Annotated in this window: 17 protein-coding genes; 12 read left to right on the forward strand and 5 right to left on the reverse strand. The window is 52.2% G+C overall.

The window, feature by feature from the left end:
• Positions 1 to 137 precede the first annotated feature (137 nt).
• From IPG22_13715 to IPG22_13725, 3 genes are all read left to right on the forward strand, one after another.
• On the forward strand, positions 138 to 602 hold the full coding sequence (locus IPG22_13715) for a VOC family protein (protein ID MBK6589344.1): 465 nt from the start codon (positions 138 to 140) through the stop codon (positions 600 to 602).
• A gap of 154 nt (positions 603 to 756) precedes the next feature.
• On the forward strand, positions 757 to 1,788 hold the full coding sequence (gene arsB, locus IPG22_13720; GenBank protein MBK6589345.1) for an ACR3 family arsenite efflux transporter: 1,032 nt from the start codon (positions 757 to 759) through the stop codon (positions 1,786 to 1,788).
• Positions 1,789 to 1,878: 90 nt separating this feature from the next.
• On the forward strand, positions 1,879 to 2,292 hold the full coding sequence (locus tag IPG22_13725) for an arsenate reductase ArsC (GenBank protein MBK6589346.1): 414 nt from the start codon (positions 1,879 to 1,881) through the stop codon (positions 2,290 to 2,292).
• A gap of 75 nt (positions 2,293 to 2,367) precedes the next feature.
• Here the strand turns inward: IPG22_13725 and IPG22_13730 are convergent, their stop codons facing one another.
• Both IPG22_13730 and IPG22_13735 read right to left on the reverse strand, forming a co-directional pair.
• The gene (locus IPG22_13730) at positions 2,368 to 2,970 is read right to left on the reverse strand and encodes a hypothetical protein (protein MBK6589347.1); all 603 of its coding nucleotides are present in this window, start codon (positions 2,968 to 2,970) and stop codon (positions 2,368 to 2,370) included.
• A 171-nt stretch (positions 2,971 to 3,141) separates the two neighbouring features.
• Complete coding sequence (locus tag IPG22_13735; GenBank protein ID MBK6589348.1) at positions 3,142 to 3,708, reverse strand: hypothetical protein; 567 nt, start codon at positions 3,706 to 3,708, stop codon at positions 3,142 to 3,144.
• Positions 3,709 to 3,761: 53 nt separating this feature from the next.
• Here IPG22_13735 and IPG22_13740 point away from each other — a divergent pair, with 53 nt between their 5' ends.
• Positions 3,762 to 4,298: a hypothetical protein gene (locus tag IPG22_13740; protein MBK6589349.1), complete on the forward strand. Its 537-nt coding sequence runs from the start codon at positions 3,762 to 3,764 to the stop codon at positions 4,296 to 4,298.
• 167 nt (positions 4,299 to 4,465) lie between these two features.
• Here IPG22_13740 and IPG22_13745 read toward each other — a convergent pair whose 3' ends face one another.
• Positions 4,466 to 5,725 (reverse strand): hypothetical protein, encoded by a 1,260-nt coding sequence (locus IPG22_13745; GenBank protein MBK6589350.1) that lies wholly within the window; start codon positions 5,723 to 5,725, stop codon positions 4,466 to 4,468.
• A 215-nt stretch (positions 5,726 to 5,940) separates the two neighbouring features.
• Between IPG22_13745 and glmM the strand changes: the two genes are divergently transcribed.
• Genes glmM through IPG22_13760 form a run of 3 tightly spaced genes read left to right on the forward strand, consistent with a single transcriptional unit; the run spans position 5,941 to position 8,918 of the window.
• The gene (gene glmM / locus IPG22_13750) at positions 5,941 to 7,284 is read left to right on the forward strand and encodes a phosphoglucosamine mutase (GenBank protein ID MBK6589351.1); all 1,344 of its coding nucleotides are present in this window, start codon (positions 5,941 to 5,943) and stop codon (positions 7,282 to 7,284) included.
• Positions 7,281 to 8,447 carry a 3-dehydroquinate synthase gene (aroB, locus tag IPG22_13755; GenBank protein ID MBK6589352.1) on the forward strand — a complete coding sequence of 389 codons (1,167 nt, stop codon included), beginning with the start codon at positions 7,281 to 7,283 and terminating at the stop codon, positions 8,445 to 8,447. Before glmM ends, aroB begins: the two co-directional genes overlap by 4 nt.
• A 33-nt stretch (positions 8,448 to 8,480) precedes the next feature.
• On the forward strand, positions 8,481 to 8,918 hold the full coding sequence (locus tag IPG22_13760) for a hypothetical protein (GenBank protein ID MBK6589353.1): 438 nt from the start codon (positions 8,481 to 8,483) through the stop codon (positions 8,916 to 8,918).
• A 37-nt stretch (positions 8,919 to 8,955) separates the two neighbouring features.
• Here IPG22_13760 and IPG22_13765 read toward each other — a convergent pair whose 3' ends face one another.
• Positions 8,956 to 10,848 carry a radical SAM protein gene (locus IPG22_13765; protein MBK6589354.1) on the reverse strand — a complete coding sequence of 631 codons (1,893 nt, stop codon included), beginning with the start codon at positions 10,846 to 10,848 and terminating at the stop codon, positions 8,956 to 8,958.
• Positions 10,849 to 10,970: 122 nt separating this feature from the next.
• Positions 10,971 to 12,245 carry a VWA domain-containing protein gene (locus IPG22_13770; GenBank protein MBK6589355.1) on the reverse strand — a complete coding sequence of 425 codons (1,275 nt, stop codon included), beginning with the start codon at positions 12,243 to 12,245 and terminating at the stop codon, positions 10,971 to 10,973.
• 210 nt (positions 12,246 to 12,455) lie between these two features.
• Here IPG22_13770 and IPG22_13775 point away from each other — a divergent pair, with 210 nt between their 5' ends.
• The 5 genes from IPG22_13775 to IPG22_13795 all read left to right on the forward strand — a co-directional run bounded on the left by IPG22_13775 (position 12,456) and on the right by IPG22_13795 (position 25,186).
• A complete protein-coding gene (locus IPG22_13775; GenBank protein ID MBK6589356.1) occupies positions 12,456 to 20,000 on the forward strand; it encodes a CSLREA domain-containing protein in 7,545 nt (2,514 codons plus the stop codon).
• Between the two features lie 48 nt (positions 20,001 to 20,048).
• Positions 20,049 to 21,611 carry a hypothetical protein gene (locus IPG22_13780; protein MBK6589357.1) on the forward strand — a complete coding sequence of 521 codons (1,563 nt, stop codon included), beginning with the start codon at positions 20,049 to 20,051 and terminating at the stop codon, positions 21,609 to 21,611.
• Entirely contained in the window at positions 21,605 to 22,363 is a 759-nt protein-coding gene (locus IPG22_13785) for a carboxypeptidase regulatory-like domain-containing protein (GenBank protein ID MBK6589358.1), read from the forward strand. The genes IPG22_13780 and IPG22_13785 overlap by 7 nt, the downstream gene beginning before the upstream one ends.
• A gap of 419 nt (positions 22,364 to 22,782) precedes the next feature.
• A complete protein-coding gene (locus tag IPG22_13790; protein ID MBK6589359.1) occupies positions 22,783 to 23,430 on the forward strand; it encodes an SAM-dependent DNA methyltransferase in 648 nt (215 codons plus the stop codon).
• Between the two features lie 247 nt (positions 23,431 to 23,677).
• A complete protein-coding gene (locus tag IPG22_13795; protein ID MBK6589360.1) occupies positions 23,678 to 25,186 on the forward strand; it encodes an Eco57I restriction-modification methylase domain-containing protein in 1,509 nt (502 codons plus the stop codon).

The following is a 25,186-nucleotide window of genomic DNA, read 5'->3' on the forward strand; positions in this document are numbered from 1 at the left end:
ATAAATGATATGTGAAGAAGCCCCCACGCAGTACTAAGGGCTCTGTTGGAAAGAAGCTGGATTGAAATATATATAAGAGAGCCCTTACTTCGTGCGGGCTTCTGCATAACGAGAAAAGGAGAAATAAAATGACCGCAATAAATACACTAAAAGCACATTTGGCATTGAACGTTAAGGATGTTGAGACGAGCATTGAGTTTTACAAGAAGATGCTGGGGATCGAGCCGAGCAAGGTTCGAACGGGCTATGCGAAGTTTGATGTGCAGAAGCCGCCGTTGAATCTGACACTGAATCAGAACGTTTTCAGCGGACACGGGGCTTTGTCGCATTTGGGAATTCAGGTTGCGGCGACCGAAGATGTGATCGCCCTGCGTGAACAATGGAAAGAACGCGGCCTCGAGCCTCGCGAAGAGATGCAGACAACGTGCTGCTATGCCTTGCAGGATAAAGCCTGGGTCAACGACCCAGACGGAAACGAATGGGAAGTTTTCACCGTGCTCGAGGACAATCTCCCCGAGGCAAGAAGCAACGATGCTACGTGCTGCACGCCAACTTTTGTCGGCATCGGCGGAAAAAATGAAGTCCAGACATCTTGCTGCTGATGAATAAGGTGCAAAAGCCCGGGCATGTGCGAGGGCGGATCGCGAAGTATCGGGTTTTACCGCACCGGCAAACCCAGGTAAAAGTTGAATGATGCGCCCTTGCGTCGTTAGGGCCGAGCAACTTAAGAATATGACAGCAAATAATTGCAATCCTATGACGCGGCTCTCATTTTTAGACAGGTTTCTGACGTTGTGGATCTTCGCGGCGATGTTTGCCGGCGTGATGACGGGATATCTTTATCCGGCGGTCGAGGGCGTGATCAATCAATTTAATTGGGGTACCACCAACATTCCGATCGCGATCGGTTTGATATTGATGATGTATCCACCGCTCGCGAAGGTCAAATATGAGAACCTCGGCGAAGTCTTTCGCAATACCAAAATCCTGAGCCTTTCGCTTGTTCAGAATTGGGTGATGGGGCCGATCTTGATGTTCGCACTCGCGATCATTTTTCTACGCGACCAGCCCGAATATATGGTCGGCCTCATAATGATCGGCCTCGCACGCTGTATTGCGATGGTGATCGTGTGGAACGAGCTGGCTAAGGGCGACAGCGAATATGCAGCCGGGTTGGTGGCATTCAACAGCGTCTTTCAGGTCTTTTTTTACAGCGTGTACGCTTGGTTTTTTATCACTATTCTACCGCCGTATTTCGGGCTGCAGGGCATAGCGGTTAACATCAGCATCTGGCAGATCGCTGAAAGTGTTTTCATATATCTGGGGATACCATTCGTTGCCGGAATGCTAACGCGGTTCGTGCTGATCAAGGCGAAAGGCAAGGAGTGGTACGAGGGCGAGTTTATCCCGCGGATCAGCCCGCTGACGCTTATCGCATTGCTTTTTACGATATTTGTGATGTTCAGCCTCAAGGGAAATCTGATCGTAAAACTTCCGCTTGACGTCGTACGGATAGCGATACCTCTGCTTATCTATTTTGTCGTGATGTTCCTTGTCAGTTTTTATATGGGCAAAAAGGTCGGTGCGGATTATTCAAAAACGGCGACGCTGTCATTCACCGCCGCCAGTAATAATTTCGAGCTTGCGATCGCAGTCGCGGTCGCGGTTTTTGGGATCAATTCCGGTGCAGCTCTCGCGGCAGTGATCGGGCCATTGGTCGAGGTTCCAGTGCTTATCGGGCTCGTGAATGTCGCTTTGTTTTTTCAGAAGCGGTATTTTGCAACCTGATCGGACCGCGGGTATGCTGCCAGCCCAATTGTTTTTTATTAGTCGACAATTTGTTCTAAAGGCGGGCAGGCTGCCCGCACCGAGTAAAGTATGAATAAAAAAAGAGTTCTGATCTTGTGCACCGGAAATTCTGCACGCAGCCAGATGGCTGAGGGGCTGTTGCGTGAGATCGGTGGTGACAGGTTCGAAGTTGAAAGTGCCGGTACGATAGCGAGTTTTGTGCGGCCGCAGGCAATTGCGGCGATGGCAGAGATCGGGATCGATATCTCAGGGCATCGTTCGAAATGCCTTGACGAGTTTCTGGGCGAGCCATTCGATTACGTCATAACCGTTTGCGACAATGCGGCTGAGAATTGTCCCGTTTTTCCCGGCAAAGCGACCCGTATTCATTGGAGTTTTGATGATCCGGCAGACGCCTCGGGCACGGAAGATGAGCAACTCGTCGTTTTTCGCCGCGTACGGGATGAGATAAAGGTGAAACTAACGGAGTTTGCTGGTATTTGATCGGAAGCCAAATAAAAATAGCCGTTCGAAAGACTTGCCTTTCGAACGGCTATTTTTTATTGGTAGATGCTTTAATTACTGCTTCTTAATGCTTTCGAAGAAGGCCTTGACGGCGGCTCCGTTTTTGTCGAGGCTTGCTTTTTCAGCGTAAATATTGACGATAACCGGCTTTTTCGGCGTCTTTATGATCGTCAGGTTCCAAACAAGAGACTCGCCCGCGTTCTTCGCCGTTCCGCTCAGAGTGGTTGCTTCCATGCCGTCGACGACGGTTTTGACATCCTTCTTTTCGATCTTTACATCGTCCAGATAGTCGTCGATCTCGGTTCCAGCATCGCCCATGGCTTTCTCATAATCGCCGTCTTTAGGAACGGTGAAACGGATGTCGACGCCCTCATCCTCAGTCTTGACGATCGTGTCTTCGCCGTCTTTGCTGAATTTGAAGCCTTTGGGCACCGTCATCATGATGCCTGCTTCGTCAAGCTTGATAACCTGGCCGTCGCTTGCCGGAGCTGCGGCAGTGTTCGCTGCTGTTGTATTTGCCGGAGCGTTAGCAGCCGGTTTGTTAGCGTTAGTGTTCGCTGGTTTATTAGCGTTGGTGTTAGCCGCAGGTGCTCCGCAGCCGACGAGGCCGGCCGAGATGGCCAAGATGCCCGCAGTGATAATCGTATTTGTTCTCATTTTGTTTCCAGTTTCTCCAAAGTTGTTTTGATCTTGTCTGCGAGATCTTTCTTGCCCACAAACAAATTGCAGATATTAGCAGGTTTGCACCCGAATGCAAGCCAAAATCAAAGGAGGCTCGAAAAGAGTTTCGAGCCTCGATCTGATCTTTTTTATTATTGGAAGACTGTCTTATTTATCTTTTTTCGTCGCCGGGTCTGCCGCCGGTCTATTCGCAGCATTTGCCGGAGCCACGGGATCTTTTCCGGCCGCCTTAACGGCATCGACTTCGGGGCTCTTATTGGTCATTTTCCACTCGCCATTTTCTTTGACAAACTCGATCTTGATACCGTTCGGGAACTTATCCGCGCGGATCTCAGCGATCGCCTTATCGCCGGTTATAACCTCGTTACGTGCCTCACAGATATTTCCTGTGATCGCGTCGTCCTCGAGGTACTTCATGAGGGACTTGATCTTCTCATCCTTCATTCCTTCCTCGAAATACTTCAGCGTGTCTGCGGAATAAGCTTTTCGAATGCCGGCCTCATCCTTTTTGGCCCACGCCTCACAGTATGCCTTGAAGACCGGAGTGAGTGTCGGGGCTGCGTTTGTCACCTCGTCTTTGGCTGGCTTATTTGCGTTGGAGCTATTCGCAGGTGAATTGTTTGCCCCTGTGTTCGTGTTCGCTGCGCCGCCGCATCCAAACGATAGAAGCGAGATAAGAACGAGTGCAGAAAGTAAAATAATTCGTGCTGTCATAACAGAAACGTCTCCTAACTTTTCAGAATCCTGAGTATAATAAGTTTACGTAAATGAACAAAACTGCACAAGTTGAATTGCACCGCCTTTTCCTGGTCGAAGGGCTTCCAGAGCCTTTGACGCCGGCTAGCAGCCACCTGCAGATCTTCGACAATTATATCGAGAATACGCGTATCCGGCTTCGGCAGATACGCGATCCGTATTCAAGCAAGTGGACGCGTGTTCTGCAGCAGCGATTTCCCGTCGTCGAGGATCACGGAACGGTTACGAAACTGGCGGAAATATATCTGAATGAAGCCGAATATGGCGCGTTCGAGAGATCTGCGAGCCAGGAAATTCGCAAGAACCGCTATTTTCACGAGATCGATCTAGTAGCGGTCGCGTTCGACATCTTCCTCGGGCCTCTGCAGGGATTGACTACGGCTCGCGTGGATTTCGAAACAAAAGAGGCGATGGAAAACTACATTCCGCCGCCGTTCTTTATTTTTGAAGCATCGAATGATCCGTTCTTTTCGGGCGAGAATTTGGTAACCAAAACTTTTGCGGAGATCAAAAACGAAGTTGAGATCCTGGGCCAAAGCGGGCAATAAAAGGTTATGGCTTTTGACTGGAGCGGCGGGGATCCCTGCTTGCCACGCCGGTTCCTCCGGCGTTACGGAATTGAGAAGTTAGGTTTGTAACAAAGTTACGTAATACGCGAGTTCATAACACCGCAGAAGCTGCGGTATGGCAAGCAGGGATTCTTGCCGCTCCAGTCCTATTGCTTCCTGGGTGCCATAGCCACCGCACTTTCAAGTGAATTCCATATCTGCAGATAGATCTTCGTCTCCCGCGGGATAAGTTCGCGCCAGTTTTCGCCGCCGCGGCTGATATAGCCGGGGAGTTTTGCGGGGTTTGAATTGTAGCCGGCGGCCATCAGATGTTCCTGCGTGGCAATGCCGGTAAGTAGGGCGTTTGATACGACAGGACTCGCTGAGAGGTCGTTCCATGTCATCTGCATATAGAGCAACATCGCCTGCGTCGCGTTTACGTGGTTACGCATTCCTTCTACAAAATCAGGCATCAATCCCGCATTCGGAAACCGTTCGCGTACCATTCTGTATGTAGGCCCGATCATTTGCACCATTCCGCCCGCTCCGGCAGAACTGACGGAATATCGATACGTGTTCCCCTCATTCAGAGCGTAAAGCGTGAAGATATCGTTGTAGATATTCGGATGAAATTCAGTGCGGAAACGCAAGTGGTCGACGTGCTCAACGGTGGAGAGACGCTCAGCAATATCGGCGACCTTGGGCTGGATAAAATAGCCTTTATTTCGCAATTGGTCGCGAGCGATCTCGATGACGTTGTGAACGTAGAACCTTCCCGCACTAACTACTTCTGGCGTGACCAGACCAGGGTGCGTTGATGTGTAATACGCCATTTCCTGATAGACGCCGCGATTTTCTCTCGGGTATTGGACGACAAGTGGAAGATACGCTTCGCCGTTTATGTCGGTTATTACGACCGGCGTGTTGACGCCGTTCCCGCGGATCGTGCGGCTCGTAACCTGTTGTCCGGCGGCTGACAGAAGCATCGTCGGCACGTCCGGCATCAGGAACTGGTCTTTAGTCATCACGACTGAATCGACACGTTTATCCTTTGTATCGTAATAAGCTACTCGAATAATACTTGTGAAAACAACCGGTTCCGACGAAGCAGTTGTCAACGGCTTTGTTTGAAGATAGCGTTTTGCCTCGGCCAGTTTGGACTTGATCTGCGAAAAGCTGAGGCCTTTATACGTCAGGTTGCTGGCGAAATTCTGACCCTGCCCGACGATTATCGGTGTCGTCGAAACGCGTGGCTGCACGAACGGCATCGGCGTCGGGAGCGGCGTTCTCGCAGCCTGCGGCACGGGAGTTGGCATTGTGTTCGTAACGATGACACGATCTGAGCGGACCGACGTATTCGACTGTGCGAAGCTCGAAACTACTGAGACTACGGTGATGGCGAGGCCGAATAAAACGCGTTTTTTCATATGACTATCGCGGAGAGCTGCTTGGAATTGTCCGATTTCGAAGCGACTGTAGGCTGACTCACGTATAAGATTCTCGCAAACCTTAAGCAGTTGTCAATAGTTTTCAGATAAATTATTGCATATACAATCATTGCTTATGGATGTTTAACGGTTGTTTAGTCCTTCTGCATAAGGTATAACTATGTGTTTGCTGGTATTTATGGCATAAATTCCCTATGAAGCAACTCTTTGGAACAGACGGAATTCGCGGCCTGGCGGGGGAATTTCCGTTAGATGAAAAGACGGTTCAGATCATCGGCGCAGCTCTCGCTCGGCAATTTCGCGAAAAACTCGGCCGTGATCCCAAATTTATTTCCGGCCGGGATACACGAGAATCGGGACACTGGATCGAAACAGCATTTAGAGCCGGGGCGGCTGCCGAAAATGCTGATTGCAAATCGGCAGGTGTTATTACGACTCCGGGAGTCGCCTATCTGACGAAAGCGTTCGATTTTGATGCGGGTATCGTTATCAGTGCCTCGCACAATCCATTTCAAGACAACGGTATTAAGATCTTCTTACCGACTGGAAGCAAGATCGACGAAGCGACGGAAAGGCTGATAGAACGAGACATTTACGACGAACGCGTTCCCCAAATGTCCGCAGCACCGCATATAGATGCTGACGCCGAGGCAAAGTATCAGCTTGCATACGCGAACTACCTGAGCGAAGCCGCAGATCACATCAAGATCAATCATTACAAGATCGTCGTGGACTGCGCGAACGGAGCAGCATCCGATTTTGTGCCGCGGGTATTCAACAAATTCGGCGGCGGTGTTGTGGTTATAAATAACCAACCCGACGGCCGAAATATCAATGCAAACTGCGGGTCGCTTCATCTTGAACATCTGCAGGCAAGAGTTCTGGAAGAAAAAGCGGACATCGGGGTGGCGTTCGACGGTGATGCGGACAGAGCTTTGTTTGTCGATGAGAACGGCAAGATCGTCGATGGTGACGCGACGCTGTGGATAATGGCACAGTATCTACAGGATCACGGAAAACTTGCGAATGCGACGGTCGTCGCGACGGTAATGAGCAATATCGGCCTTGAGCTTGCCCTGAGGTCCAAGGACATCAAGCTTTTGCGGGCGAGCGTCGGTGATAAGTACGTTCTTGAACAGCTTCTTGAAACTGGATCCGAGGTTGGCGGTGAACAGTCCGGGCATATTATTTTTCCACGCACGAGCCTGGTCGGCGATGGAATGATGACGGCTCTCACATTGCTGAGGGCGATTAGCGAACGCGGGCTCTCGCTCTCTCAGGCAACTGAAGGGTTTGTTGCGTATCCGCAGATCCTCATCAATGTCAAAGTCGGCGAAAAACGGCCGTTTGATCAGGTTCCCGAGATCGTTGAGGCGGCAAAGATCATCGAAGGCGAACTTCATGGCGAGGGCCGGATGCTTCTTCGATATTCCGGAACGGAGAACCTGGCTCGTGTTATGATCGAGGGCAAGGACCAGGCTTCGATCGAGGCTCAGGCCAAGCGTTTGGCTGACGTCATCGGGAGTGCTCTCGGATGAAACCGCAGACGCTAAAGATCGAACTCTCCGGCCAGCCGACGGCCTACGAGATCATCATCGGCCACGAAAAGCTTGCTACAAGCGGCAAATGGGCACGAAAATGCCTCGGCAATGGTGCGGGCAATATCGTCGTTATCTCGAATCCCACCGTTTTCAAGCTCTACGGAAAAGTCGTTACAGAAAGTCTCGCTGAAGCTGGTTTCACCGTCACGCACTTCCTCATGGAGGACGGAGAGCAGCACAAAAGCCTAAAAACTACCGAACAAGCTCTAAAATTCATCTCTGAATCCGGAATAACGCGCACCGATGCGGTCGTCGCTCTCGGCGGCGGCGTAGTCGGCGATATGGCTGGTTTTGCGTCGGCAATTTACCTGCGCGGGTTAGGCTTTTTACAGATTCCGACGACGCTGCTGTCGATGATCGATTCGTCGGTCGGCGGAAAGACTGGAGTGAATTCGGCGTTCGGTAAGAACCTGATCGGGGCATTTCATCAGCCTTCGGGCGTGTTGATCGATCCGGGCGTTTTGCGGACATTGCCGGTGCGAGAACTCACCGCCGGACTTTGCGAGATGGTCAAACACGGAGCGATCTCGGGAAAGCCGCTGCTCACGCAAACTCAGAAATTGCTCGCGAATTTTCCGGTTGAAACCTTTGCGGACAACCATGAAAGCGAGAATTTTAGATCTGAAATTTCAAATTTGATTGCGGCGAATGTTGCTTTCAAAGCAAAAATTGTCGCCGGCGATGAGCGGGAATCTTCGGGTCGCGTTGACGGTAAGTCCCGGAAAATATTGAACTTCGGCCACACGCTCGCGCATGCTCTCGAAAGGTTCACGAACTATCGGTATTTCAAGCATGGCGAGGCTGTCGGGTATGGAATTTCGTTCGCGGCCGAGCTATCAAAATCTCTTGCTTTGTGTGGCGAAAAAGATGTAAACTTGTTGAACGATGTTGTGCAATCGGTCGGCTCTCTGCCGCCGCTTGGCGATATCGACGGAGACGAAGTTTTTGAGGCCTTCAAATTCGACAAGAAACATTTGTCCGGTTCGCTGCAAATGATCCTATTAAAGGGTATTGGCAAACCGGTGATCTTAACCGAAAAAGACATCCCTCGCACAACGGTGCAAAAAGTCCTCAAAAACCTTCTGCAAAAATGGGCCTGACATTTGGCCGCTACTTTTTCAGGAGCTACAGAAATGAACGAAAAGATCAGAGACCGTGAGTCCGAGCGCGGAAGTGCCGGAACGAAATTCGCCATTACGATGGTCATCATCCTGCTTGTTGCAAATGCAGGATACAACTACGTACCCATCGCCTACGAAGCCGAAAGCGTGAAAAGCGAGATGTCGACCGCTGTTCTGCAGGGCCTGGCAACGCCCGGGAAACTAAGCCCGGTGGACAATGTTAAGGCGAGGATACAGCGTGCCCTGATCGTAAATCACGTTCCTGAGAACGCGATCCTAGATGTTAAACAGGCTGGTGCTGCCGTGACAGCACGCGTAGCCTATTCAAAGGAAGTCGGTATTCTTCCGTTCGGCATTTACAATTATATCTTTGTTTTTGACCACACGGCGACGCCGAGCGGATTCCTGCTCGAAGCAACAAAAACCGAGGCCAAAACAGGAGCAAAATAGGCTCGGAGTTCCGCCTTAACGCGGCCTCCTTCGCCGCTTAGCGAGCTAAGGCCGCTACTCCCAACGCCTGCCTGATCTTTAGCGGCTGGATCTGGATCAGCCCCTCGGGAGCGTCAGCGAGCCAAGTGCTAGGACAGACACCACACGTAGTACATTTTTCAACGGCCGGGCATGGAAGGCTTGAGAGTGACTCGAGAGCCTTTTCATGCTCGGTCTTTAAGAATTCAAACGACAACCCCGAATCAACGATCGTCCACGGCAGGAATTCTTCGTATGTGCGGTTCCGTGAGGTGTGAAACGCCGGATCGGTATTCGTCTCACGTAAAGCCCGGTTCAGATCTCCGTGACGAGCTGCGGCATCAATCACCTTGGAAATATTGCGGTCGCCGGACGAATACAGAGCCTGTTCGTGAGCGATGCGGGCCGACATATATCGGACCTCGACATTCGGTATCTTACTCAAACCTTTCGATACATACTTAATCCGCCGTTTCAGTTCGCGTTCCTCGCAGATCGCGTCCCACTGCAACGGCGTATTTGGTTTCGGGACGAAGCCGTTAAGCGACGGAATGATCTTTCCCGCACGGCCAAACTTCTTTCCTGCTTCGAGCATGCGGTCTTTAATTCTCTCAACAAGAACAAACATTTCGTCGAGATCTTCGTCGGTTTCGGTCGGAAGGCCAACCATCATGTAGAGCTTGATGGTGAGCATTCCACGGTCAAAAACCGCTCCGCAGATATCGACTATCTCGTCGTTGGTCAAATTCTTGTTGATCACGCGGCGCAGCCGGTCCGAGCCGGTCTCCGGAGCGACGGCGATCTGTTGGTCACGAGATTCGACGAGTGCGTCGAGCAATTCGTCCGAGATTTGATCAAGTCGAAGGCTCGAAACCGAGATGCGGTAATCCATCGCCCGTAGTTCCCGCAGGATGGTCGAGATCTCAGGATGATCGCAAACTGCGGTGGAAACAAGCCCGATCTTGTTCGTCTTCGAACGCCACTCTCTCGCTTTCTCCAAAATGTCTTTTGCCGGAACGACGCGCGGTGGATAGTAGTTGTAACCCGCCCAGCAAAAACGGCAACCCTGTGAGCATCCGCGTGAGATCTCGACGAGCAAACGGTCGCCCATTTCTGCTCCTGGCGACCATATCGCGGTCGAAGGGCAGAATGTGTCCTGACTCAGAAGGAATTCGGCTAGCTCGGTTTCGCCGCGTTTGAGAGCACGCCGCAGAGTTCCTTCTTTGGGGTTAACGGAAGCGAGTGCACGACCGACGCGTTTGGGAACGCCGATCTGTTTCGGCAGATAGTCGAAAACGGTGCCGTCGTCGTTGTAGATCACGTCATAGAGCGATGGGACGTAGAAACCGCGTCCGATTCTCGCGAGGCTGAGCAGGATCTCGTCCTTCGAAACGTTATCTACGATCGCATCGACCAGTTGAAACGCAAGGATCTCACCTTCTCCGACCGCTATAACGTCTGTGAAATCGGCGATTGGTTCAGGATTCAGGAACGACGCGGCGCCTCCCATGATGACGAGAGGATGATGCTCTTCGCGTTCCGCTGACCAAACGGGGATGTCGGCGAGCTGCAGCATTTTTGCCATGTTTAGGTAATCGGTCTCGAACGAGATCGAAAATGCTACTACATCAAAGCTTTTGACCCGCGACTGAGTTTCGAGGGACATCAGCGGCGTGCCAGTCTTTTCGTACTCCGCCATTTCGGCCTTATCGGGCAGGAAAACCCGCTCGCAGACGACGTCCGGTATCGAGTTGAACAACTCATACATTGTATGCAGGCCGAGATTGGCCATGCCGATGGAATGCGTATTTGGGTAGCAAAGCGCGATGCGAAGCCCGGCACGCTGCGAGACTATATAGCCTTCTTCCGCGGCGAGTTTCTTTTTGTAACTTTCGATAATGCGTTTGCTCATACTTGACTTAAATTTCTAGTTTAACAGAAAACAAAGAATCGTCCGCAAATAAGGCGAATAAAACGAATTGGATCTACTCTTATTCGTTTTATTCGCTTTATTTGCGGGCAAAAGTTCTTCGATTACTTTTTCTTTGCGTCTTTCGGATTGTCTTTGGGCATCAAGACAAATGGGCGATGCTGGACAGTAAATGCCTTGTCATCGAAAGTTCCGTCGCCGTCGACATCGACCTTGACCTCAAGTTTGTATTTCTTGCCGGGTTCGTGTTTTTCAGGTAGGTCGTAGGAAAGCGAATATTGGCTGCGTAGCAATGAGTTTATCGAATTGAGGTATCCGGGAATTTCGCCTTCGAAGGTCATCGGGTAATGCATTCCGCCTGATTCCTTGGCGAAAGTGTTCATCGTGTTCTGGGCCTGGAGGAACGTCAAGCGTCCCGGCATTCCCGTGAGGCTGTCGGTTGCACCGAGGTATTGTTCGTATCGTTTATAAAAGAGATTTCCGGTGCTGATGATGTAGATCGGCACTCCTGCTTCCTGGATAATACGGCGGACCTGATCGTAATTGATCTTGCTGAACGTATCGATGCCGGAGGCGACGAGAATGATCGCACGGCGTTTTGATTTCACCTCGGTGATACCGCCGTACATTGCTTTTTCCTTTTCGGAATTTTCCAAAACGACAGAATCGCCTAGCCCGCCGATCAAGGCAAATTTCAAGGCGTCAAAGAGATTATTCTCGCGAAATGCGGGACGGTTTCTAAAGAGGAGATCAACCGTCTGACTAAGCCTTCGCGGATCGTTTGTAAAATCAGTGATAGGTGTCGGCCGCAGGTCAAATGCAATGACCGAAGCGTAATCATTGGGCGGCTTGATGAATCGTGAGAGAAAATAGGCGACGGGTTTGATGACCTCGTTTGCTCCCGGTTCAAAATAACCGCCGGCAGCCGAACCGAAAAGTTCGGACCATTTGCTGTATTCAACGACGAGCGAAACCGTGATCGGGGCTTCCGGCGTCGCGAAGTTCGAAAGAGTCTGTTTGACGCCGTTTTCAAAGATCGCAAAGTTTTCTTTCTTCAAACCGCTGATGATCTGGCCGGATTTCTTATTGATGACAACAGCATCAACATTGACGATGTTGGACTCGATCTTTTCAACGGTCGTGTCGATGATCGCGTTCTTTTCTTCCTCGAGCCGCTTTTTTTCTTCCTCAGCTTTTTTCTTCTCTTCCTCGGTCATCGGGACGGGGCGCTGATTCTTCTTCCCGCTTTCGGTCGGCGGCGTGCCCTTCTGCGGTTTCGATTGAGCAAGGGCGGTCGAGCCGGTGCCCTGAACGAGCAGCACAATGCCAACTAGAAGCGAGACGACGACGCGTGAATTTCGGAAGAAAAACATTTTCATAATCTTTTATTGCCTGAGATGTTAGATACCGATTGTCCGCTTTTAGTTGGTTAAAATCAATGAAATAACCGAGTAGGTAAATTTGTTCACGGGTTTGACGTTTTTGTGAGATAATCCCTTAATTTTCATTTAATTAGATTCGATGCTTCGCGGAATCCCGATTACCGGCTTGTTACGTATGTTGTGCTGATCATTAAACCTGAGGTCGCTATGTCGAGAAAATATACCACCTTTTCTTCAAATAAGACTATTCGCTTGGCTGTTAGCTTTTTGCTTATCAGCGGGATCGTTGTGGGATCGTCACTTTGGCGATCCGAGCTCGTTTCGGCGTTTCAGGTTTCTGGTCAGGATCAAGGGCAGGAACGGCCGGATGCGATCATTCAATTCGGTAACATCAGCACTATAACGATCAATGACAGCGCGACGCCGCCGACGATCGCGTCTCCGTATCCTTCGCAGATCACGGTCAGCGGGCTCACGGCTAATCCGACCAAGGTGACCGTCGATCTCGGCGGTCTGACACATACGTTCCCTGACGATGTCGATATCATTCTCGAGGGGCCGACGGGAGCTCGCTCGATGCTGATGTCCGACGCCGGTGCCGGCGTGGATGTGAGCGGTTTGATCTTGAGCTTTTCCCAGACGGCTGCAGCAGCATTGCCTGACGCAGCCTTAATTACGTCCGGCACCTATCTTCCGACAAATCACGCGACAGACAGCACGACCGATACCTTTCCGGGGGCGGGGCCCGGAGCACTGGTAAACGCTCCGGCTAATCTGGATGTCTTCAACGGACTCAATGCGAACGGCATTTGGAAACTCTATGTCGTCGACGACGCCGGAACCGACGCTGGCAGTATCGGCAGCGGCTGGTCGCTGAACTTTACAGTTGTCAGCACGCTAACCGTCACCAAGACCGCCGACACGAACGACGGTGTGTGCAATGCCGACTGCAGTTTGCGCGAGGCGATCGCCGCCGCGACATCGGGCGATACGATCACTTTTTCGCCGCTGTTCAATTCGGCTCAAACGATCACGCTTGGCGGGACCGAACTTACGATCAACAAGAACCTTACCATTAGCGGGCCAGGGGCAAATCTCTTGACAGTATCCGGCGGCGGTACTAGCCGGGTGTTTTTCGTAAATGGGGTTACAGCAGCGTTGAGCGGAATGACGATTACCGGCGGGAATGGAGCCGGGACAACGAACAGCGGAGCCGGTGGTGGACTTCTTAGTTTTGCGGGACAAGTAACCTTGACGAATTGCAACGTCACCAGCAATAGCGCAAGTAATGGAGGCGGTATTCTTGCCAGTAGCGGTCCCGGTACGTCGCTGGCGGTGATCGGCAGCACAATTTCCAATAACAGTTCATCTAGCGGAACGGCAGGAATTTACGCTAGCAGCCAAACGTTGACCGTTACAAATTCAACGATCAGCGGAAATGTAGCAAGCGGAAATGCCTCCGCGGGCGGCCTTAACAGTTTTTCTTCCGCGACGATCGTCAACACTGCCATTACCAATAATACGGCAACGGGATTAAATAATGCTGGCGGCATTCTTGCGAGTGGGTCTCAACCCACAGTCCGCAACAGTATCGTGGCTGCAAATGTTAACAATTCGACCGTGCCTGATGTAGGCACCTTCGGCGGCAGTTTTGCGTCGAGTGGGTACAATCTCATCGGCAATCGAGGTACGGTAACGGTCTTTATTCAGACGGGAGACCAAGCGGGCACCGAAGCAGCCGTGCTCAATCCAGGCCTTGGAGCGCTCGCAAGCAACGGCGGGCCGACGCAGACGCATGCATTGCTCGGCGGCAGTCCCGCAATTGACAGGGGAAGTAACTCGGGCAGCCCGCTTCCGACGACCGATCAGCGCGGAGCGGGATTCGCGAGAATAGTAGATTTGGGCATCCAGAATGCGTCTGGCGGAGACGGCACGGACATCGGGGCATTTGAGTCGGCGACTATTCCATCCTGTTCGGTGTCAGCGACGCCGATCGCGGTTGGAGGTACGGCAAACGGGACGCTGCAGATCGGCGACTGCCATTACACGGATGGCTCGTATTACGATGCCTATACCTTCACCGGAACTGCGGGTCAGCAGATCGCGATCTCGATGAACTCAGGTGCATTCAACGCATTTCTGTTTTTGGTTCAAGGCAACTATCCCGGCGGAACGACGCTGGTTCAGGATAATGATGGCGGTGGCGGTACGAATGCTAGAATTCCGGCAACATCCGGATTTTTCAGCCTTCCGGTCAGTGGAACATACACGATCCTCGCAAACTCCTTCGCGGTTGGCGAGACCGGAGCATATACGCTTACGCTATCGCAACAAGTGGCCGACACGACGGTTCCGACCGCGAGTGGAACAGCTCCACCTGTCACAACTGCCGGTGCAACCTCGCACACCGCCACAGTCGTTTACACAGACAACGTCGCGATCAATGCGAGTACTGTCGGGATCGGCGATATAAGGATCACGGGGCCGAATGGTTTTGATGTGCCCACTGATTTTCAGAACGTTAACCCTGGCGGTAACGGAACGCCGCGAACCGCCAACTATCCATTTCCCGTGCCCGGTGGCTGGACACCTGCGAAGAACGGCGACTACAACATCGTCATGCAGGCCAATCAGGTCGCCGACACGTCGGGCAACTTCGTGGCAGCGGGAACGATCGGGACGTTCACGGTGAATATCCCTGCGCCTCAGACATTCGTTGTAAACTCGCTTTCCGATCCCGGCGACGGAATCTGCAATGGTGCTAACTGCACGTTGCGGGAAGCGATCACGGCAGCCAACGCCAATACCGGGCAAGCTGACACGATCAATTTTCAGGCGGGTTTGACGGGGACGATAACGCTGGCAAGTGGTGAATTTGTCATCACTGATAGTGTGACCATAAATGGGCCGGGAGCAAGTGTTATTAACGTAAGCGGCAATAACGCGAGCCGGATATTTACGATAAATGCTGGCACGACCGTTAGTATCAGTGCCCTCACAATGTCCGCAGGAAATGGAGTCGCAGCCCTTATTAGCGGTGCTGGCGGAGCGATCTTTAATGACGGGAACTTGAACATTACCGGAGCAATTCTAACTGGAAATGCCTCGGTCGGGGCTGGTACGATCAATACTTCCGGAACGCTGACATTAACCAATTCAACGATGTTCAATAATAGTGCTGGGTTCGCTGGAGGCGCTATCTTTGGTCTCGACGGAACGATATCTATTATCAACTCGGCCATTTTGTCTAATAGTACGCAGGGTTTCTCCGGCAGCTCGAGCGGCGGGGTAGCCGTGCGCGGCGGATCGCTTTCCGTTGTGAGTTCAACGATAAGCGGCAACTCAACCCCAAACAATAATCGAAATGGCGGCGGGATCAGAGCGGACAACGGCGCGGCCCTCACCATCTTGAACAGTACTATTACTAACAACTCTGCGGGAGGAGCAAACAGCTCGAGCGGTGTCTTTGTCGACTCACAAACGCCAGCGGCCACGGCAACGATCCGCAACAGCATCATCGCAGGTAATCAAAACAACACATCACTACCTGACGTTGCAGGCGGCGGAGCGATCACTTCCAATGGTTTCAATCTTATTGGTAATCGCGGCAGTGTGACTTTTAGTGGAACTGGTGACCAAAGTGGTACGGGAGCCTCGGTGCTCACCCCCCTCCTCGGCCCGCTCGCAAACAACGGCGGCCCGACGCAGACTCATGCCTTGCTCGCGGGCAGCCCCGCAATCGATAAAGGGAGTAACGCAAGTTCAGGTGTGACGACGGATCAGCGTGGACTGACGCGTCCCCGTGATCTGGTCGCAGTTCCAAACGGAGCAAGCCCGGACGGCAGTGATATTGGAGCTTACGAGGAACAAAGCGAACCCGCACCGTCTGCGATCGTTGTGGATGGAACTAATGGCGACGACACACTTGTGATCAATGCGACAGGACCGAACACCGGCAGCTATTCACTCAATGGCGGCTCTCTGGTGCCAATGGCGGGCGTCACGCAGCTTACCCTTAATGGTCTTGGAGGGAATGATACGTTTACCATTAACAATCAGGCGGGCGGCCTGTTTGCTCCATCGGGCGGTATTGATTTCAACGGCGGCGGGCAATCCGGCGATAACATGAATCTGCTCGGCGGCGGCGGACCGGGCTTTAACGAGACATATTTCGTCGGCACGACCACACCTCCGATCGGTGGTGGAGCCGGCAACAACGGCGACGGGTTGGTCCGGTTTACGGGCGCGAATCCGGTCGATATTAGGTTTACAGGACTTGCTCCAATCGTTGACACTGTGGCTGTCAATAATTTCACCGTGAACGCGACCGACGCTGCAAACACGATCGCGGTCACGAATGCATCCGCGTCGCCGCGTTTGCGGGTTGCGGTCGATGCCTTTGAACCGATCGATTTCGATAACAAGACGAAGGTCTTTATCAATGGCGGAGACGGCACTGCGGGCGGTGATCTTGTAGACACGATTACCGTGAACTACACAAATACGCCGGCGGCGTTGTCTGGCTTAACCTTTAATGGTAACGAGGATAATGACGTCGTCACTGCGCTTGCAAGATCAGGGTCGTATATCTTGGCCCTCAATGGGCAGGAAGGAAACGATCAGATCAATGCCGCGGCGACGGTCGCGGGACTTGGTTCGATCGAGATAAATGGAAACGACGGCGACGACGCATTGGTTGGTGGTGGAGGCAATGATACCTTCGACGGCGGGGCCGGAAACGACACATTTATCGGGAATGGCGGTGCCGACAATATTGGAGCCGGTGCCGGAACTTCTCTGGATGACCGGATACTGATGCCCGGCACGGCGGCTGGAGACACTATCACGCTCGCAGTCGACGGTTCAGGCTTCCTGCTCGCGACTATCAATGGCGTCACGACTACATATCGGAATTTCATCGGCGGTTCGATGGCTACCTCCGGCATCGAAGCGGTTGATATTACGGGTGGAGCGGCTGACGACACGATAAACGTCACACCGCAGTCGAACATTGCCATCAACATTGATGGCGGCAGCCCCGTGTTGCCAACACAACCGGGCGACACACTGACCGTAAATCTAGCCGGAGTAACCGGGCAATCGTTTACACCAAGTTCTCCCGGTGCGGGTGTAGTGACATTCACCAACCGCTCTACGGTGACCTATACAAGCATCGAAACCTCACCTTTCGTTGTGCCCACTACATTTACGGTGACCACTCTTAACGATTCAGGCCCTGGCAGCCTGCGGCAGGCGATCCTCAACGCCAACGCCAACAGCCCCGCCGCCGATACGATCAATTTCAACGCGGGATTAACTGGCACGATCACGCTGACGAGCGATCAACTTTCGATAACGGACAGCGTAACGATAAACGGACCGGGGCTCAGTGTTATTTCAGTCTCCGGCAGCAATGCCAGACGTGTTTTTGAGACAGATGGCGGTACCTCGGTGTCGATAAGCGGTCTGACAATAACAAACGGGTCAGTAAACGGCGACGGGGGCGGAATCCGGGCTTTCGGCACACTGAATCTATCGAATTGTGCGGTCACTAACAATACTGCGACCGGTTTCAGCGGCGGGATCGATACCAGTGTGTCGCTATCGGTGACCAATTGCACAATCTCCGGAAATACAGCCGCGAACGGCGGCGGTATTGCGAGCGCGGGTACCGTGAATGTTATTGGAAGTACGATCACGGGAAATACGGCGACCTTTTCGGGCGGCGGCGTAAATTTTCAGCAGGGAAACAGCACGATTACCAACTCCACCATCAGCGGCAACACGGCGAATAGTCTTAATCTTGCAGGAGCGGGTGTATATTTTCAGGGCGACGGCAACAGCCGTACGCTTCAAATTTCCAATTCTACGATTGCCAACAACATATCGGGTACGGCAAGCACGGGAGGCGGAGTTTTTGTTGGTTCGGGAACTCCTGGGGCTCCAGCAACCATATTGCTCCGAAATAGTATTATTGCGGGCAACAGCTCTCCCAATCTACGAACGTTCGTGGAAGGAGGTGGAACCGCGACGATAACCTCGCAGGGTTTCAACCTGACTAACGACCCGACGAATGCATTTCTCAACCAGTCAACCGACCAGTTCAATACCAATCCGCTCCTCGGCCCGCTCGCAAACAACGGCGGCCCGACGCAGACTCATGCGCTGCTCGCGGGCAGTCCGGCGATCGATAAGGGAAGCAATTCAGGTTCCGGAGTGACAACCGATCAGCGAGGGCTGACTCGTCCACGTGATCTGGTTGCAATTGGAAACGCAGTCGGCGGCGACGGTTCGGACATCGGAGCGTACGAAGAGCAGAATGAACCGTCGGCAACGCCGACACCTACACCGACGCCGACGCCGACGCCGACGCCGTCGATCACACCGACGCCAACACCTGCTCCGACGAATGTCGTTGTGACGAACACGAATGACAGCGGCCCAGGCAGTTTGCGGCAGGCGATCGCTGATGTGGCTTCGGGCGGGACGATCGCGTTTTCGTCCTTGTTCAGCGGGCCGGAACAGATAAATGAGCCCGATGCCCCGCAAACGATCACGCTAACGAGCGGAACATTGGTAATCAATAAAGCTGTAACGATCAGTGGGACGGGGGCGAATCTCTTGACCGTTTCCGGAAACAATGCGACTAGGGTGTTCACCATCACTTCGGGACCGGGCGTTGTGAATATCAGTGGCATGACGATCACGGGCGGTAATGCGATCGGCGGAAATCCGGCTGGTTTTGGCGGCGGAATTAATAGCGAGCGCGAACTCAATTTAACGGACGTGCATTTTACCAATAATCGAGCCGGGCTTGGCGGAGGGGCGGTTTTTCTGTTCAGCAGGAATGGTGTGTTTAGCGGTTGTACGTTCAGCAACAACACGGCCGATTCTCAGGCGGGTGCGATAAATTACGAAGCTAACTCCGGAACAACCCTGCGGATCATTAATAGCACGTTCAGTGGCAACAACGGCGGTGGTTTCGGCGGAGCTATTCTCAATCAGGGATCGGGTACGAACAGCATTGTCGAGATCACGAACAGTACGATCGCCAACAATACGGCAACAAATCTCGGCGGTGGGATTCTGACATCCGCGCCGACGGGAAATACATCCACCACGAGGCTTCGCAACACGATACTTGCGAACAACACGCCAACCAACCTCGCGACGGGTTTGTTGGGTGGAACGAATGTCTATACCTCGCAAGGCTACAACCTTTCGAGCGATAGCGGCGGCGGATTTCTGAACGGCATTGCCGATCAGGTAAACACAAATCCACTCCTTGCTCCGCTGCAAAACAACGGCGGCACGACGCCGACACATTCGCTACTGGCAGGAAGCCCCGCGATCGACGGTGGTAATAGCTCGGGTTCGTTCAACGACCAACGTGGCCCCGGATTCCTGCGTGTCATCGATCTGCTTGGGCCAAACGCTCCGGGCGGTGACGGTGCTGATATCGGAGCCTTCGAACTGCAGACTGAACCACCACCCGCGACGGTGACGATCAGCGGTGTGGTCCGTCGGCCATCGGGAAGTGCGATCTCGAACACGCGTGTTTTCCTGAATGATGCCCAAGGTAATCGAGTTGCCCTCGCTACGACCAGCGGATTCGGGATCTACACATTCTCGAATGTTGCGTCAGGCCAGACTTATTTCCTGACGGTTTCGTCCAAGCGCTACCGGTTCGCCCCGCAGAGTGTTACGCCAACCGGCAATATTACCGGCCTCGATCTGCTAGGTTTGGAGTAAGGCAGGTTGTTGTACAATAGGAATTGATAGCACAAAAAGAAGTACCGCATGCGTCAATTTCTTAACCTAGCTTTGTTCGTGGCAGTCTTGGCGGCGAGCCTGTTTTCGGGTAGAGATGTTATTCACAGCTCCGGAGTCAGTTCACCTGATACCCGGAGCTCTTTCGTTTGCGGTGCGGTGCCGATCGGGTTTGGTGATTTCCTTAACGGGGTTCTCGAAAACGGCGATTGTATCGATGCGAACACGGCTCTTTACGACGGATATACATTCACCGGGATCGCCGGACAGCAGATCGAGATCGTCATGGCTTCGGCAGCCTTTGTGCCGAGTTTGCGGCTCGTGCAGGGCAGTTATCCGGGCGGTACGGTCGTCGCGACCGGTACTGATCCGGGCAACGGCAGCCGGCGGATCACGGGTTTCGCGATACCAGCAAACGGCGATTATACGATCGTTGCCGGTTCAAACGCTCCGGGCGGCCTCGGTGATTACACGTTGAGGTTCGAGCCGACCATCCCTCGGGTCGACCTGCTCCAGCGAACGAGTCCGAATCCCACAACTCCTGGAAGTACGGTCGGTTACAGTGTTTTTTTTAACACGGCCGTCACGGGCGTTGATGCGACTGATTTTACTTTAACATCAAGTGGCATTTCGGGAGCGAGCATTCTAAATGTCTCGGGCAGCGGGACGATCTATACGGTGTCGGTCAACACCGGTGCGGGAATCGGAAATCTGCGGCTTGATGTGATCGATAATGATACGATCGTCAACGGCCTTGGAACCAAGCTCGGCGGAACTGGCTTGGGGAATGGAAATTTCACGACCGGCCCGACGTATACGATCGCTGCCTCGACACCAACGCCATCCCCGACACCTCCTCCGAATACGGTTCTCGTCACAAACACAAACGACAGCGGTGCAGGAAGCTTGCGGCAAGCGATCGACGATGTCGTATCGGGTGGAAACGTAGGATTCTCGCCGCTTTTTGCTGGTCAGCAGACTATCATTCTGGAGAGTGAACTCCGGATCTTCAAGAATCTTACAATCACCGGGCCGGGGCCGAATTTGCTGACGGTTTCTGGCAATAACGCCGTCCGGGTCTTCAATATCGGCGGGTCTTCGCCTGGAGTTACGGTCACGATCTCCGGAATGAAGATAAGCGACGGCCGGGCCCCGAATAATGATTTTGGTGGCGGTATCGAGAAGAATTTCGGCGACCTAACCATTAGTAACTGCATTGTTTCGGGCAACACGGTTCCCGGCACAAGCTCATTCGGCGGCGGTGGCGGGATCGACAATTTCGATGGCCCGCTGACTATCACCGGCAGCGTGATCTCGGGAAATAGTGCCAATGGATATGGCGGCGGCGTATTGAGTGACGGCGGCACGTTGACGATCAATGATTCAACGATCAGTGAAAACTCGACCCGCTTGGGTGGCGGGATCTTTTTCTCAATGCTGCAGCCAATATCAGCCGTTCGACGATCAGCGGCAACACCGCCGTTTCACAGGGCGGCGGCCTGCTCGTTCAGGACGGGAGCCTTAGCATTTCAAATTCGACTGTCAGTGGAAATTCAGCGAATAACGCCATCGCGGCCGGCGCCGGATTGCTGATCAACGCGGTGGACGGAAACGCCTCGCTTCAGGTAACCGGCTGTACGATCGCAAACAATACCGCTCCCGCAAATTCAGGCGGCGGCATCCTGGTTTCCGGCCCGTCTTCAGGAGCATTGACTGCGGCCGCGGCTATCCGAAGCTCGATCGTGGCGAACAACACCGAACCAAACCTGCGTACTCAAAATACGCCTGCATCGATCACCTCTCAGGGATTTAACCTCACGAATGGAACGGGCAACGGCTTCCTGACTCAGCCATCCGACAGGCTCAACGCCCAGGCCGGCCTCGCTACGCTCGCAAATTACGGCGGCCCGACGCAGACGCACGCTCTGCTGCCGGCGAGTCAAGCGATCGATGCCGGGATGAGTTTTGCTTCGGCTACGGATCAGCGGGGATCAGGTTTTCTCAGGCTAGTTGACCTCTCGCCGGCTAATGCAACGGGCGGCGACGGCGCGGATATCGGGGCGTTTGAACTTCAGTCCGAGCCTGCTCCGTCAACGGTGAGCATCAGTGGAAGGGTCACGACGCCGACTGGATTGGGCGTTCGAAACGCCGTCGTCGTACTGACAGATCCGCAAGGCGTCCGGCGAACCGCAACGACGAGTTCGTTCGGCATCTACTCATTCAGTAACGTCCCGACCGGAGTTCTATACGTAGTCGGCGTCAGCTCAAAGCGCTACCGGTTTGCTCCCCGATCGATAACGCCTACTGCCAATTTGGCGAACATCGATTTTGTCGGATTAGAGTAGTCAAACGCAAAAACTTGGGGTGGAATTTTCGTGCAAAAACACATGCGCACGAAGATCGACCTCAAAAAGTGTGAATCGATTCACACTTTCTCAAAAACGCCCTGTTTTCCGACACTCCACAAACAAAACCGCCCGATTGGTCAAAGGAATTGGACCTCTACCAACGGCAAAACAGTGAGTTTGGTCAAAGGACTTTCCGAGATTGGTCGAACGTTTAAATGACCGACTTTTCCAACCAGATCGCATCCGTTCGTGTTTGCCGCGAGTCAATTTTTGAGTCCTCGTTGAAACGCAGTCACATGCCAAATGCACCGCTTTTTGCAGACGCCGATAGTTGTGCTAATGTTCTAATAAATTTTTCACCGTTCTTCCCGGAATGAATACTCTCTACTACGGCGACAATCAACTATAGTTAGATGATGCAAGGTCAGGTAAAATCACGGCAACGCGTATCCGATCACGGTGAGGTCTTTACTTCGTCCCGTGAAGTTGAGGCGATGCTTGATCTTGTTAAGCAGGAGACTGAGCGGATCGATTCGCGGTTTCTTGAGCCCGCTTGTGGTCATGGGAATTTCCTCGCGGCGATACTCACGCGAAAGCTGGATGTTGTCGAGGAAAGATATAAGAAGAGTCAGCTTGAGTTCGAAAGATGTTCGGTTCTTGCGGTCGGCAGTATTTACGGCATTGATCTACAGCCCGACAACGTTAAGGAAGCGAGAGAAAGATTGCTTGGTATTTTTACAGAGCGATATTCGCGGATTTTCAGATCAGATGTAAAAGCCGATTGTATTCGATCAATTCGCTTTATTCTGGAGAAGAATATCGTTGTTGGCGATGCTTTGGAGATGACTATTGCCAAGGGCAGCGATGTTCCGATAGTATTTTCTGAATGGTCGCTTGTTAATGGCAGTTCTGTTCAACGCCGCGATTTTGCATTCGAACATTTATCTCCTGGAATCCCGATGGATTCGCTTTTCAAAGATACGGGGGAAGAGGGATTTATCCCAAAACCGACACGCGAGTTTCCTTTAACCCATTTTTTGAAGATCGCAGATGTTATTGATTGATTCCTAGCCCGCGTAGCGGGCAAAAGCATATAGCCACGGGTGTAAACCCGTGGAATAAATGGCAATGCGGATCAAGCCCGTGTGAACGGGCGACAGACGAATAGCATACGCAGCATTCGACGCGATCGTAACGGGTTCATTTCGGTGCTCTGTCGCTATCTACGATAGCTCGATAATTTTTGGATGCTTTCCACGGGTTTGCACCCGTGGCTTTATGCTGATACCCGCTACGCGGGCAAAGACAAAAATGTTATCGAATACCTCCTACAATCCTGATGTTCTTAGCTGCCTTGCAAATTTGAGCAGTGACGAAGTATTTACACCGCCGAGTCTGGCGAATGAGATGCTCGATCTGCTGCCGGGGGATCTTTGGTCGAATAAGGACGCAAAGTTTCTTGATCCGGTGTGCAAATCGGGAGTTTTTCTTCGCGAGATCTCAAAGCGATTGCTGAAAGGGCTTGAAAAAGAGATTCCCGATCTGCAAAAGCGGATCGATCACATTTTCCATAACCAAATCTATGGCATCGCGATAACGGAATTGACCGGATTGCTCGCTCGCCGTTCATTGTACTGCTCAAAAACCGCAAATGGAGAGTTTTCGATCTCCACGTTTGATAATGAACAAGGGAACATCCTTTTTGAAAGAACCGAGCACAAATGGAAAGGAGAAAAGTGCGAATTCTGTGGAGCAAGCAAAAGTGAATATAAAAGGGGCGAAGAACTCGAGACGCACGCCTACCAACTGATTCACACCGATAAGCCGGAGGATATTTTCAATATGAAATTTGACGTAATTATCGGCAATCCGCCCTATCAATTAAGTGATGGGGGTTTTAAGGCCAGCGCTTCCCCGCTTTATCAAGAATTCGTGACTCAGGCCAAGGCCTTGAATCCTAGGAACCTCGTTATGATAATCCCGTCCCGCTGGTTTGGCGGCGGAAAAGGTCTTGACAGCTTTCGGGCAGAGATGCTTGCGGACCGACGGATTCGAAAAATAGTCGATTTCCTAGACGCAAGGGAGGTATTTCCTGGCGTAGATATCGCCGGTGGTATTTGTTATTTCCTTTGGGAGAAGGACTACGAAGGAGATTGTACGGTTATCAACTCACGCAACGGTTCGATTGAAACTTCAATTCGTCCTTTGAACGAATTTCAGGTCTTTATTAGAGATGGTAGATCGATACCAATAATTCGGAAAGTACTTGCAAAGGATGAGCCGAAGATGGATCGTCAAGTCACTTCTAGAAAACCCTTCGGGCTAGACACGTCCGCACGCCCGCAGAAGAACGGCGATATCATTCTGCATTGGCTAAATGGAGAAGGACCATATCGGCGGGAAGACGTAACAGTAGGAGTCGAACTTATCGACAAATGGAAGGTCATTACCTCATATGCAGGATTTGACCATGCTGGCCAACCTGACAAAGACGGCAGGCGACGAGTATTGTCGAAGATTAGCATTTTACCGCCGGGCACAATCTGTAACGAAACATATATTGTAACGGGCAGTTACGAAACCGAAGTTGAGGCTCAGAATCTGGTGAGTTACATGAAGACTCTTTTTTTCCGGTTTTTGGTATCGCAGTTTATGTATTCCCATCATTTGACTAAGAACGCATATCAATTTGTGCCCGTGCTTGATATGTCGAAACACTGGACGGATGCCGATCTTAATTTTAGATACGGTATATCCGACGAGGAAGCCAGTTTTATTGATTCAATTATAAGACCGATGGAAAATAAACTATTCGATTAA

This window comes from Acidobacteriota bacterium, assembly GCA_016703965.1.
Lineage (GTDB): Bacteria > Acidobacteriota > Blastocatellia > Pyrinomonadales > Pyrinomonadaceae > OLB17.